This window comes from Chitinophaga sp. 9-1-y (assembly GCF_059511905.2).
In genome coordinates, this window is sequence record NZ_CM197955.1 from 2,783,083 (window position 1) to 2,795,389 (window position 12,307).

The window sequence follows — 12,307 nt, forward strand, 5'->3', positions numbered from 1 at the left end:
CATAAGCGGATGAGTAACTAATACTCGCTCATGTCAATCGCTCTAATAGCTTTTTGCTTTCTGCTTTTTGCTTTCTGCTATTCAAAAAATACCTGGTCAATCACTTCATCCAGGTTGGTGGCGGGAGGGAGAGTACCCCAGGTGAAGTGCCGTTCCGGCGAAAGCCTGGCGGCGCAGAACAAAGGCGCAATGCAGGTGGGGGATACGGTTATCAGTTCAATGGCCTGGATAGCCAGGGCCATTTTTTCCACGAGGATGCGTGCGTTGTGTTCATCCGGTTTTGGGAGAAGGGAACGGAGATTGTCCAGGTGTTGGTCCAGGTAAGGATCCTGGCCTTTCGCATGATCGAAGTATTGCATCAATGCCGCGATGCTACCAGGTTCTTTGCTCATGGCGCGCAGCACATCCAGTGCCTGTATGTTGCCGGAGCCTTCCCAGATGGCATTTACGGGAATATCCCGGTATAGCCTGGGGAGAATGGATGTTTCCACGTAGCCATTGCCGCCAATACATTCCAGGGCTTCCCCCATTGCCAGTACCGCTCTCTTGGTATTCCAGAATTTCCCGATGGCGGTGGCAATGCGGGTAAAGTGCATGGCCGTTTCATCGGTAAGGGCGTCATCAAATCCTTTGGCCAGTCGCATGGCCAGTGTGGTAGCAGCAGCAGATTCCAGGCAGAGATCGGCCAACACATTTTTCATAAGCGGCTGATCAATTAGTTTTTTGCCAAAAGCACTTCTGTGCCGGCAATGATGGATGACTTCCGCGAGCGCACGTTGCAGCGTAGCAGCTGATCCTATTGCGCAGTCGAGACGGGTATGCCGTACCATTTCCATGATGTTGGGAATTCCCCGCCCCGCTTCTCCGATCAGTTGCGCCCAGGCGCCATGAAACTCCACTTCTGAAGAGGCGTTGGAGCGGTTACCCAGCTTGTCTTTCAGCCGCTGAAAATAGAGCGCATTCTTTTCACCAGTTGGGGTGAATCTCGGCACAAGAAAACAACTCAACCCTTTGTCGGTTTGCGCCAATACCAGGAAGGCGTCACTCATCGGGGCACTGCAAAACCATTTTCTGCCTGTGATTTGGTAGATGCCATTGCCTTGTGGTACCGCAAAAGTCGTGTTGGCGCGAACATCACTGCCACCCTGGGGTTCGGTCATCGCCATACCAAAGGTGACTCCCTGTTTCTCAAACCAGGGAAGGGGGCGCGGATCATATTCATGGGAAACCACTTTGGGGAGCCAGGCATTGGCAATGTTGCTGTCTATTTTAAGGGAAGGTACTACGGCAAATGTCATGGTTAAAGGACAGCTGCTGCCTTCATCTATTTGTTGTTTGAGATAAGACAGGGTACTATGTGCGAGGTAAGCGCCGTATTGGTTGGCCGTCCATGCAATGGCAGGTACGCCTTCCTGTATGGCGGCGGTCATCATCTGGTGATAGGAAGGGTGATATTCCACGAGATCAATACGATTACCAAAGCGGTCATGCGTTTTCAGTACCGGCGTATTTTTGTTGGCCAGGTCGCCGGCTTCCTGCATGGCACGGCTCCCCATCAACGCGCCAAACGTAGCGGCTTGTGGATGTATCCAGTTGCCGCCATATTGTTGCAGGATTTTTTGCAGCAGGGGATGGGAGGTGTATGAATTGTAATTTTCAAGTACTGGCACCTGGTTGACAGACTTGTTGAAATCAAAATCATCGAACGGCATATCACGTGATATTTGATGTACCCTAATTTAAACTATTTGCGCCAAAGCCCCATCCACAGTAAGCATAAAAAAGGCCGCTCCATGCGGAACGGCCTTACAGGGTTGGTTGGTTTATAGGTTATCTTCTTTTACGATATATCAATAGGGCTGTAGCCAGTATTAACAGCGATACCGGCAGGATGCCAAAGAAAAATATCCGCATGGTGAGGATGCCTTTATCATCACTGTCAATTACATCCATGGCTGGCTGAGCGCCTGTATTCACCGGGAATGCTCCGTTGGTGAACCAGCGGAATAATTCAGTAGTAAAGTAGGGATTCCATACGGTAGGTTTGCGGCGCGCAATTTCTACGCTGCTCATAAAATCTACATCACCGGTAACAATAATGCGTTGCGTTTTACCTGATTGTTTTCTCTCAAGTGCAAGCGCCAGTGCCTGGTTGTTTTTCGATACCAGGAGCGGTGTTGCCTGGAAACCGTCGCCAGCACTGTATTGCAGGTTTACAGCACCAGACATGGACACGATGCCACTGTCCGCCTGCCAGGCGCCCAGCGTGGAAGATATTTTGGCGGCTTCCGGTGAGAAGTGCGACAGGATGAAATCCGGCGTATAGTCGCGGCTTTCTTCCTGTACAGGAACGTCACCGGCTTGTATGTGGAGCGATTGTAGCAGGCCGGATAATACCGCTGCAGATCCAGGCTCCGTCATCACCATCAGGTTGCCGCCGTTAGCGATGTATTGCTGGAGTTGTTTTTCTTCTTCGGCAGAGAAAGGTGTTTGTGGTCCGGCAATGACTAATATGGATGTTTGCACAGGGATGGATTGCTGAGCAAGGTTCACGGTATCTACGTTAAAGCCCTGGTTGATCAGCGCACTCCGGTAGGAGCCTTCTTTTACAAACATCTTCAGCGCTGCATCGCCGGCTTTGGAAATACTCCTTTCGTCGTGACCGGTCAGGAAAGTGACCGTTGGCATACGGGAAGGCGTTACCAGGTGTTTCAATGCCGCAGTGAATTCCCTTTCACCGGGATAAATCATCATATCGTTGTAATACCGCAGGAACGTTTGCCCATCGCCATATTGGAGCACCCGCACCAGTTTGTTTTCTTCCGGACGCAGGTCTACAATTTTGTGGATGGTGGATGGTGGCAGTACTTTTTTGAAATCAAGTTCCTGGATATCGGCTACCTTTTTAGCAATGGCGGCATCTGTTTCTCCCGGATAATTTTTATACAAGCTGGTATTATCACCAAAGTCATAATAGTATACGTAGTTCATCTCCAGGTTTGGGAGGAAACGGCGATAAGGCGTCATAAGTCTTTCATCTGCACTTTTCTTTTCCGGGGCGCCCAGGTAGAAGTTGCCGTCGAAGATATTAACGTAGGTAGTGATTTTTAATGGCTTGTCCATTTTTTTGACGAGTTCCCGGCTTTGTGGTCCCAGCGTATGTTTCCGGGTAGCGGTCATGTCGATGTAGCCTGTAGCCGTGGGAAGGGAGCTGATATAACCCACCAGAAAACAAAAAGCTACCAGGCCAACGTACCTGGCTACACGAAAATAGCCGGATTTTGCTTCGCGCTGGTCCTGTAAACGCATGCAGGTAATGGTGAGGAAGAAGCCAATCACCAGGAAGAAATACAGCACATCTTCCGAGCTGATTAACCCGGCGATCAACTGTTCTGTTCTGCCGGAAATGGACATGAAATAAGTGATGTGCCTTACCGTGTCATTGCCCTGGAACAGGCTGCCAATAAAGTTTAGCATGGCCAGTACAGCGAGGGTACTGATAGCCGCCACCACCTGGTAGGTAGTCAGGGAAGACATGAATAAACCGATGGCGGCATAGGCGCAAATCAGCAGATATAGCCCCAGCGCGCCGGAAGCCAGCAACTGCCAGTCGATGTGTTCAATGAAATAGGAACCGGATATCGCATACAAGCAAATGATGGCCAGTAGTATAGCGCCGTAGCCCATCATGGCCAGGTATTTTCCGAGTATAATATCTTTTACTTTAATGGGAGATGACAGCAGTAATTTAATGGATCCGCTATGTGTTTCGCGGCTGATCAGTCCCATCGTCAACAACGGAATATAAAAATACAGCGTACTTTTTACGCCGGGATAGAAGCCTTCTTTGCTGCCAAAAATCATGGCGGTAACATCGGTGAAATGGTTGCCCATGCGCTGTGCGCGGCCAATCATTTGTACATAGTAGAGATAGTCGATGCCTATTTGTATCGGGAACACAATTAAAATGAGCCATGCTACCGGTGAATGAAAGAGGAGGCTCAGTTCCTGCCGGGCTATTCGGGTGATGATTCTCATGATGGTAAAGCAGGTTTAGTTTTTTTGTTGGATAATTGGGCGAAGATGGCGTCCAGCGAACTTTTCTCGAGGGTGATTTCTTTCAGGCGCCACTTGTTACGTACACTCATTTCCACGATGCTTTCCGCGATATCTGCCGTTGGGTCAAAATGCATGCGGATTGTTTTTTCGCTGAGAAAAGTAACTTCGTTAATACCGGGAATCTGTTGCAGCACGGTCAGGGTAGGAGGCGCTTCCATGGTGGTAATCAGGCTGTCTGGCTCAATGTAGTTGTTGAAGGATTCCATGGTGTCTTTAAACACCATTTTGCCGCCTTCAATCATGATGATATCCTGGCAGGTAGCCTGTATTTCAGAAAGAATATGCGAAGAAAAGATGACCGCACGATCGGTGGCAATTTCTTTGATGAGCTGTCTTACTTCCAGGATCTGGTTAGGATCGAGGCCATTGGTAGGCTCGTCGAGTACTACCAGCATGGGCCGGTGTATGAGAGCCTGGGCAATACCTACACGCTGGCGGTAGCCACCGGACAGGTTACTGATAAGACGATGGCTGAAATGAGCCACCCCGCATTTTTCCTTTACTTCCGATACGGCGGCTTTAATCCTGCGTTTGTCCACAAACCGCAGATGGGCACAATAGGTGAGGTATTCATCTACCGTTTGTTCTAAATATAAAGGGGCATTCTGTGGCAGGAAGCCAATTCTTTTCTTGGCTTCTTCCGGGTGAGTACGCATGTCAATGCCTTCAATCAGCACTTTGCCGAGGGTTTGACTGAGCACTCCACACAGGATGTTCATGGTGGTGGATTTGCCGGCACCATTGGAGCCGAGCAAACCTACGATCCCTTTTTTATTGATCTCAAAACTGACGTCCTGCACTGCCCAGTCTTTGCTGTAGCGGTGAGAAAGCCCTTCAATTTTAACGATGTTTTCTTGCATGGCGGAAAAAGTTAAAGTCAACAGGAAAGCAAGGGTGCCGGAAATACCGGCACCCTATGAAATAGGAATCAGGACAAAACATTTATGGATTCAATGGCCAGTCCGGGTTAAAAACGGTGGCATCCGGCCAGAGTTGACGCAGGTATTGATTACTGTTAGGCGCCAATTGATACGTTTTACCTTCTGCTACGTGGGTCACTGTTTTCTGGAAACGGGTTTCTTTATTCAGTCGTTTCAGGTCAATGACCCGTATACCGGTGAAGGCCAGTTCCCGTCTTCTTTCTTCCAGTACAAAACGCAGTACTTTTTCTGCATCATTGTTGAAATCGGCCGGGGTAAAGGCTTTGTAGGCAGTTGGTGTAATCCGGTTTAACCGCAGCTTATTGACATCATTCAGCGCATCAGCCAGGTTGTTGGCGCGGGCGTTACATTCAGCGCGATTGAGATACATTTCCGGTACGTTCAGGAAGTTGCTGTAGTAGTCGCCCCGCAGGAATATTTTCACATGGTAACGGTTCATGTAATTGAAGGGCGGCGCCGGAGGCCATCCGTCTGCATAATACAACATCCAGCGGCGGTCATCACTGCTGAAGAGGGCTGCCAATTCCGGGGAAGCGCAAACATCCATGCCCAAACCAAAGGGGCGGAGGAAGTGGCGGGCCACAATAGTTTCTTTGTTGAACTGTCCATCGGGGATATCGGTCCATCCGAGGGGAGCACCTGGTACATTAGGGAATGGCCCCGGCTTAATGATCGTGTAGTCGTTCATGTTAGCCAGATCAGATTGCAGCGCTAACGCCTGGTCTGCATTCTTTTTAGCGTTGGCATAATCGCCCATGAACAGGTATACCCGGCTTAAAGCCGCATACCCACCAGCTTTACAGGATCTGAATTTAGTCAGTTTATGATTCACCGGGAGATCTGGAATAGCGGTATTCAAATCGCTGATCACCTGGTCATATACTTCCTTCACGGTATTTCTTTTAAACTTGGCGTTGATATCTGCTATCAGCGCAATGGGAATGCCTAACTGCGTGCCGGCGGTAGCTGCATCGTAATGTTGCGCGTACATATTCACCAGCAGCAAATGTTCCATGGCACGTCCGAGCAGGGCTTCCGCCCGTAAGCTCTTTTTATTGGCTTCGGTTCCTTCCGTAGCATCTGCAATATTATTGATCACCGTATTGAAGTAAAAGATTCTTTTATATCCTTCACTCCACTCGAAGTCATTGCTACCTGCTTCAAAAGGAACCGTGTTGAAGGTATATATTTTCCGGCCCCATAGCTGCTGTTTACTAAACAGGTTACCGGGTTCGCCTTCCGGCAGGAAAGCATCGTCCGACAACAGATCCCAGAAGTAATCGTTGTAGTTAACGTTGTAACCGGAATTAAGAAGGCTTTCGTAATCAGCTACCGTAATAGGAATGAATTTATCTTTTGGCTTAATATCCAGGAATTTGTTACAACCGGATAATAGGACCGCGCATATTAGTATAGAAAATTGGATGTTCCTCATGATGCTTCATTTTAAAAAGTAAGATCTAATCCCGCCATATAAGCCGGCATGATGGGGGTACCCCTGTTGGCATAATAAGAAGATGGCCAGTAGCTTTCCGGATCAATACCATGGTTGTTGGCAAACCAGTGGAAAGGATTTTGTACCTGCAGTGTGAACTTCGCGGATTGTATTTTTTTCGCGGGCGACAGCAGGGAAGCAAAATCATAAGATAAGGAAATATCTCTTACTTTGATATAGTCCGCTTTTATGACATTCTGATCAGCGGCAAACCAGGTTTGCTGGTAATAGATGCCTCCATTGCCTTTAAGATCAGGCGCCGGCGCCATTCCCGGGATTTTTTCGTCTCCCGGTTTACGCCAGAAATTCCTCACCCGGTTATCAACGTTGGTAGTAAAGATACCGGAAGTGATCAGGGGTACTGCATCACGGGTTACATGGCCTCCATTACCAATAATTATGATATTCAGCGTGAGCTGTTTCCAGGAGAAGGTGTTGGTAAAGCCGGCGGAATACTTAGGACGTACCGTGCCACTGTATACCAGCGCATTGATATCCGTCATATTCGCTACAATGGTGCCGCCCTGGTCATAGTTCTGCACCACCTTGCCGGCAGCATCATATAGCAGGAGGGAACCATTGGTGGGGTCTAACCCGGCAGAACGGAAACTAAACATCGCATCAGAAGGATACCCGATCCTGTTTACACCATACACGGAGGACATACCAATGATAGTGGGATCTTTGGTGTTGATTTGCGTCATCCTGTTTTTATTCAGGCTGAATGTCAGGTGGCTGCTCCAGTTAAACTGTTTATGCTGAATATTCTGCGTGTGTAAAGCCACTTCTATCCCTTTGTTAACCAGGCTGCCATAGTTAATAAGCGCGTACTTAAATGCATTGGTGGGGTCAGTAGATTTGTCTCCCAACAGGTCGGTGCTTTTGCGGATATAATAATCGATGGAGCCGGAAATACGTTGTTGGAACACCCCGAAATCTATACCTATATTGGTGATCGCTGTTTTTTCCCATCTCAGCGATTTATTGGGAGGATAAATAATTTCTGATCCCATGGTTTGAGCTTCTGATACAAACATGGATTTCGCTTGCAGGTAAGGACCTACGTTACGGGCCACGTTACCACTTAAGCCATAGGTAGAGCGGATAGTGAGGCTGCTCAACCAGGAAATGGATTTCAGGAAGTCTTCTTCAGATATTCTCCAACTGGCGCCAACAGACCAGAGCGGCAGGTAGCGGTAACGGGGATCAGTACCAAAGAGATTGGAATTATCAACGCGGACACTTCCGGTCAGATTGTATTTCTCGTTGTAGGTATACCCCACATTACCATAGGCGGAAATATACCGGTCTTCCGGGTTGGTGAAATAGTTCCTGCCATTGTAATCATAATAGAAAACACTGCCCACTGCTTCGGTCCCTTTCAGGCTACCCAGCAGGTTCTCATTGATCGGGAGAAACTGGAGGTTATTATCATTATAACCCGCTCTGAACAACCCTGTTCCGTCTGAGGTAACCACTCTTCTTTCGGCACCGGCCAATGCGGAGATATGATGACGGGTATTGAAGTTGCGATCAAAGTTGAGCTGGGCGCGGGCGGTATAGGATCGGTTGTTGCCTCTGAATTCCTGTATCTGCCCGCCATCCGGAATATTTTTAACGATGCTGTCGCCGAAAATTTGGGTAGCATCATTAATCATGTGTTTGGCATCATAGGAGTTAGGGCCATAGTAGGTCCTGGTATAGGTGCTGCCCCGTTCGGTCTGGTATTTCAGATCGAGGCTAAGCCCTTTAATAATTTTTACCGTGAAACCTCCCTGCAACCGGAAGTAATTGGAGTTACCGCGGGAATCAGACCTGTCCAGCTCATCTAACGGGTTGTAGGTTTCATCGAGCAGGCCTTCCTGTTTTAGCCTGTTTATTTCGTAAGGGGATTTCAGGTAATTCCAGGGAGAAGAGCTGCCATCGGGATTCCGCATCAGTTCGTACGGCATGCTGTTGTAAAAGCCGCTTGGAGGCCGCGTTTGATATATAGCATTGGAAGTGTTGGTAAATACACCTGCTTCTGCATCCAGCCAATTAAACACTTTTACTTTTTCTTTTAAACTGATGTTGACCGCCTCTGAAGTGTTTTTAAGTCCATAACCCCTGTCGCCGGTATAGTTCATGGTTACCTGGTACTGATGCAGGTCGTTACCGCCGCCGGCAGAAAATGCATGTCGCTGCTGGAAATAGTTGCGGGTGTACAGGTCCATCAGCTGGCTTTGTCCATCGGATCTTCTTAACCTGTTGAGGGTAGCATCCAGTTGTGCTTTGGTGATTTCCTGTTGTTCGTATTGGTATAAGGCTTCTACTGCTTTAGGCTGCGCACTTCTCAGCATCTGGGCGTCCATGGAAGGGTGCCATATGTTAAACAGTTCCTGTTGCAGATCTACCATTTGCGGAGCGTTCAACAGGTGCATGGCGCCAAAGCTGGGTTTGGGCTGCAGGTAGAGCGTACTGGAGAAAGCCACTGTTGGTTTTCTTTTACCACCATAGCGGGTAGTAATGGAAATAACGCCGTTGGCTGCACGGGTACCATAGATGGAAGCTGCTGCTGCATCTTTCATCACCGTTACATTCGTCACGTCGGCGGGATTAATGAGATTCAGATCGCCTTCGTACGGAAAGCCATCTACTACGTATAGGGGTGTCCGGTTGCCGTAAAGCGTGGAGATACCACGGATCGTCACCGTACCATTCTGGATGACCATACCTGGTACCATGCCTTCCAGCCGGTCGAGGATACTAGTTTCCATCCTGGCGCCCAACGCTTTTTCTGTGACAACGCCAAAGGAACCTGTTGCCCTTTCTTTTGGAATCAGCTGGTAACCGGTGTTGGCGATAACATTCAATTCCGAGAGGGTAGCCGGCATGCCCTGTAGTATGATATTGCCGGTGGTGCCATTTTTTAGCATGGCAGCAGTGATGTGTAGTTCTTTTGTTTTAAACCCAATGTAACTGATACGGATCACATTGCCGGCAGTGGCGGTAATGGTGAAGTTGCCTTCCGTATTGGTGACTACCGCCTGGGTAGTACCCATCACTGTTACCGTAGCGCCCGGGAGTGGTACGCCGATACTATCGGTGACATGGCCGGTAAGCGGCGATTCGGATACGGCTTCCCTCATTGCTTCTGCCTCCCGTTTGGCGGATAGCATGATGGTGTTGCCGGCAATTTTGTAACTAAATGGTTGGTCTTTGACGACCTGGTCGAGGAAGGTCAATAAGGGCATATCCCGAACATTCACTGTAACGGCATTGGCCTGTTTTAATACATCTGATTTCCCCCAGACTACAAAACCAGTTTGTTTTTTAATGGTGGCAAATAATTTTTCCATTGACACGTCCTTCCCTGAAAAGGTGATGGATTGTGAATAGGTACTGGCTGAAAGATGTAGACAGATGGCAAGAAGGAGGACGGTTGTTAGTTTCATGATCCGGAGGATTTTGGTCGGGAGCCGGCATGGCATATCCCCACCGCTCCAGGAAGCAATTTTTTGCATAGATTTGCAGCGTTTGGTTGTTTAAAAATGGTGGTCGCGAAACCCTGTTTACTAATCAGCTGAACAATCCTTTGAGTGATCAAAGGCAACCGGAAGTGTTAGTCGCACTCCCGGTTTTTTATTGTGGCTGACCCGTTGTGTTCATCTTTTTAATTCACGGTATATTTTTAGATTAAGGCATTACTACCAGTCGCCGGCCTTCTTCCAGCCGGAAATGTACTTCGGCGCTTTCCAGGCCTGACAGCACATCCGACAGCTTTAACGACCGGCTCATTTCTCCGAAGAAGCGTACATCCGGCACATTTCCTTCGTATACTACTTCCAGGTTGTACCAGCGTTCCAGTTGTCGCATCATTTCTTTCAGTCCTACGCCCTCGAAATTGAACAGGCCATTTTTCCAGGCAATAGCTTGCTCTACGTTGGCATCGGGCGCTACGGTGAGCTGCTGGTCTTCCCAGCGGGCCTGTTGCCCCGGTTTTAATATTACCGGGGGCAGTGTGGCGTGAGGCAGGGATACCCGGACAGATCCTGTAACCAGTGTGGTGGCGATACTTTGTTCGTTCGTATAGGCGCTTACGTTAAAGCCGGTGCCCAGCACCGCTATTTCCAGTTGTTTGCGTACTGTTACCTTGAAGGGCTGCGTAGCTTTGGTGGCTACTTCGAAATAGGCTTCCCCGCTGAGGTCCACCATTCTTTCCTTGCCGGTAAAGGCCACCGGGAATTGTAATACACTGCCTGCATTCAGCCATACCTGTGAACCATCCGGCAATACCACGTGAAATTGTTTGCCTTTGGGCGTGGTGATGGTATTGTAGGCAATAGCGCCATTCGCGTTGCCTCCGGGCGTATACTGCAAACCGTTGTCTTTCAGCATTACACTGGTACTGCCCTGGGTGCTGATCACGCCTTTGCCGGCGCTGTCGAGTACCACCTGGGAACCATCTGCCAGCGTGAGTATGGCGCCGTTGTCGCCTGGTGCGGCATCCGGCCGGTTAGGCGCGATGACCAATGCAGGTGGTTGCGGGCGGCGCTGATAGTGTTGCAGGAGGTAGGCAGCTGTTCCCAGCAATACCACTACTGCGGCGGCCCAGCCCCATCTGTGGAGGAAAGGCAGCCGGTGTACCGGCGTTGCTGCTGGATTTGGCGGCAGCTTATCTGCGGCCAGGATCCGGTCTGCTACTGACATCCAGTGGTCATGGTGGTAGTCTGCCGGCGTTTCCGATGCCAGCAGCTGCGCTACTTCCTCCATCGTTGTTCCGCCATCCTGCTCCACCAGGGTGGTAAGCTCCGTGAGCTCCTCCGGTGTGGCCGTATGGGCGACAAGCCGTTCCAGTAAATATTGTAATCGGGTGTGTTGTTCCATTTAATGTGTGGTGAATACAGGTAAACGAAGCCTTTCATCTCCCCCTTCTCTATTATCAGACAATTGAGCGGGAAGATGGTACCGAAAAAAAATAAACTTTTTTTTAGTTAGCCGAGGATATCGATGAATAAGGCCAGTAGTAGGGGATAACCGGACTTTTGAAGAAACTGCCGGATGCTCTTTAACGCCATCACGAGCAGGTTTTTAACGGTGCTTACCGCCAGATCCATATGTGTGGCTATTTCTGCAATGGAGAGGCCTTGTTCCCGGCTCAGGCGGTAAATCTGTTGCTGCTTTTCCGGCAACTGCGCCACTGCTTTGTTGACCAACTGCAGCAGCTGCTGAAAATCGATAGGGTCATCCACCCCCTCGTGTTGAGGCGCTACCACAGCCATTACCTTTTCCCGGACGGTTTGACGGCGTACATAATTAACCGCCAGGAAAAAACAGATTTTTTTTATCCATGCAGCGGGATGTTGCACGGTTGCCAATTGATCACGCGTAAGCCATACCTTTAAAAAAGTGTCCTGCACGAGGTCGTCTGCTACGGCCACTGATCCCGTTATCCGGGTGGCCATCGCCAGTAGTTGTGGTGTATGCACTTCAAGAAGGCGTCTGAAGGCCGCCTCATCACCGTTGGCTACCTGGTGGTAGAGGTCAGCTGCATCAATAGAATGACCGTCGCTCAATTAAAAGTTGTTTTATAAAATGGCAGGTGTCGGTTTAAAAAAATAACATTCACATGTGACAAGTGAGCAAACAAGATATAAAATAATCAGCAGAAAGCATCAGGGAGAAAGCAAAAAGCTATTTTAGCGGATGATCAGAGCGGATTTTGTCTTTGTACAGGATTAGACTGATTATACTGATTGTATTTTGAAGATTT

General features: G+C 49.0%; 7 protein-coding genes. All 7 read right to left on the reverse strand.

The annotated features are described in order from the left end of the window. Positions 1-77 precede the first annotated feature (77 nt). Entirely contained in the window at positions 78-1,712 is a 1,635-nt protein-coding gene (locus tag AC5ZC7_RS10995; RefSeq protein ID WP_496159245.1) for an acyl-CoA dehydrogenase family protein, read from the reverse strand. A gap of 118 nt (positions 1,713-1,830) precedes the next feature. Next, positions 1,831-4,038, reverse strand: coding sequence for a Gldg family protein (locus AC5ZC7_RS11000; protein ID WP_496159244.1), 2,208 nt, complete (start codon positions 4,036-4,038; stop codon positions 1,831-1,833). Further along, complete coding sequence (locus AC5ZC7_RS11005) at positions 4,035-4,979, reverse strand: ATP-binding cassette domain-containing protein (protein WP_496159243.1); 945 nt, start codon at positions 4,977-4,979, stop codon at positions 4,035-4,037. The genes AC5ZC7_RS11000 and AC5ZC7_RS11005 overlap by 4 nt, the downstream gene beginning before the upstream one ends. 82 nt (positions 4,980-5,061) lie before the next feature. After that, positions 5,062-6,495, reverse strand: coding sequence for a RagB/SusD family nutrient uptake outer membrane protein (locus AC5ZC7_RS11010; protein WP_496159242.1), 1,434 nt, complete (start codon positions 6,493-6,495; stop codon positions 5,062-5,064). An 11-nt stretch (positions 6,496-6,506) separates the two neighbouring features. Further along, positions 6,507-9,989 carry a SusC/RagA family TonB-linked outer membrane protein gene (locus AC5ZC7_RS11015; RefSeq protein ID WP_496159241.1) on the reverse strand — a complete coding sequence of 1,161 codons (3,483 nt, stop codon included), beginning with the start codon at positions 9,987-9,989 and terminating at the stop codon, positions 6,507-6,509. Positions 9,990-10,230: 241 nt separating this feature from the next. Beyond that, positions 10,231-11,421: a FecR domain-containing protein gene (locus tag AC5ZC7_RS11020; RefSeq protein ID WP_496159240.1), complete on the reverse strand. Its 1,191-nt coding sequence runs from the start codon at positions 11,419-11,421 to the stop codon at positions 10,231-10,233. Between the two features lie 107 nt (positions 11,422-11,528). Further along, on the reverse strand, positions 11,529-12,110 hold the full coding sequence (locus AC5ZC7_RS11025; RefSeq protein WP_496159239.1) for a sigma-70 family RNA polymerase sigma factor: 582 nt from the start codon (positions 12,108-12,110) through the stop codon (positions 11,529-11,531). Positions 12,111-12,307 lie beyond the last annotated feature (197 nt).